Raw genomic sequence first — 1,553 nt, 5'->3', positions numbered from 1 at the left:
CCGCTAGCGATCCCGCGTCGCTGTCGCTCCGTGATGGGAGAAAGTATGCCCTCGCCTCACCGGAGCTCTGGCTTGGGCTATGGGTTTGGGTTGATCATGGTGGTGTCTGCCACGGTGGACGCCGGTTTGCCTATGGTGCTGTAGTTGAGCCTGCCCGCTAGCGTGGCGCGGAGGACTTCCACGGGAACCGTGGATTGTTGCGTTTGAAGCACGAGTGTTAGATTCCTGAATTTCCCTGTCCTCCCCGCGGCAGACGCCAACAAAGCCGAATCGGGGTGTCAGGAGGAACAGCGATGGATATCGTGCATGAACGGGCTGCCGGTTTGGACATTTCCAAACGCGACGCGAAGGTCTGTCTCCGGCTGCCAGGCCACCGGGCCGGGACCTTTACCTCCACGGTCACCACCTGGGGTGCGACCACTGGGCAGATCCTTGCGCTGCGGGACGTTCTGGAACGCGAGCACGTGACTACGGTGGTGATGGAAGCAACGAGCGATTACTGGAAGCCCTTCTTCTACCTGATGGAGGACACCTTGCCGGTGATCCTGGTCAACGCCAAGGCCGCGCGGAACATCCCGGGCCGTAAAACCGACGTTTCCGACGCCGCCTGGCTCGCCCAACTCGGCGCACACGGGCTGCTCCGGCCCTCGTTCGTCCCGCCCGAACCAATCCGTGAACTGCGGGACCTGACCAGGGCACGCTCCATCGCCACCCGGGACCGGACCCGGGAGATCCAGCGGCTGGAGAAGTTCCTCGAAGGCTCGGGCATCAAACTCTCCTCAGTAGTCTCGGACCTGACCGGGGTCTCCTCCCGGGCGATGCTCGAAGCCCTCATCAACGGTGAACGGGACCCGGAGGTCCTCGCAGGCCTCGCCAAAGGGACTCTCCGCTCCAAAATTCCCGAGCTCGTGAACGCGCTGACCGGCCGGTTCAAGGCCCACCATGCCTTTATGGCCCGGCTTCACCTGGACCAGATCGACGCCCAGTCCCGCATCATCGACGCGCTCACTGGGCGGATCGAGGAAGCGATGGAACCCTTTCGTGCCGCCAGGGAATTCCTGGCCACCATCCCCGGAGTCTCCCTCAAAGTCGCCGACGTGATCATCGCCGAAACCGGGGCGGACATGTCACGCTTCGAAACCCCGGGCCGGCTCGCGTCCTGGACCGGCGTCTGTCCCGGATCCAACGAATCCGCCGGTCGGATTAAATCCGCGCATATCCTGCCCGGCAACAAATATCTCAAGGCAGCCCTGGGCACCGCAGCGTTGTCTGCTTCCCGGAGCAAGGACACCTACCTGGCCGCTAAATTCCGACGCATCTCAGCACGGCGCGGACCCATGAAAGCCATCGTCGCGATCGAACACTCCATCCTCACCGCAGCCTGGCACCTGCTCGCCGACGGCGAATGCTATGCCGACCCCGGCACGGACCACTTCACCCGGCTGGACCCGATCAAAGCCAAAAACAACGCCATCAAAAAACTCAACAGCCTCGGCTTCGACGTCACCATCACACCAGCCACCGCAGCCTAACCCACCCTACTTTCGTATTAG

At 62.8% G+C, this 1,553-nt stretch carries 1 protein-coding gene; it reads left to right on the top strand.

The annotated features are described in order from the left end of the window. The first annotated feature begins 293 nt into the window (after positions 1-293). Positions 294-1,532, top strand: a complete 1,239-nt coding sequence (locus ACZ9BC_RS22680) for an IS110 family RNA-guided transposase (protein WP_115525910.1) — start codon at positions 294-296, stop codon at positions 1,530-1,532. Positions 1,533-1,553 lie beyond the last annotated feature (21 nt).

It is taken from the genome of Pseudarthrobacter sp. TE3704 (assembly GCF_056279405.1).
Note: the sequence above shows the minus strand (reverse complement) of the source record. Positions and strands in the feature narration are given on the sequence as shown.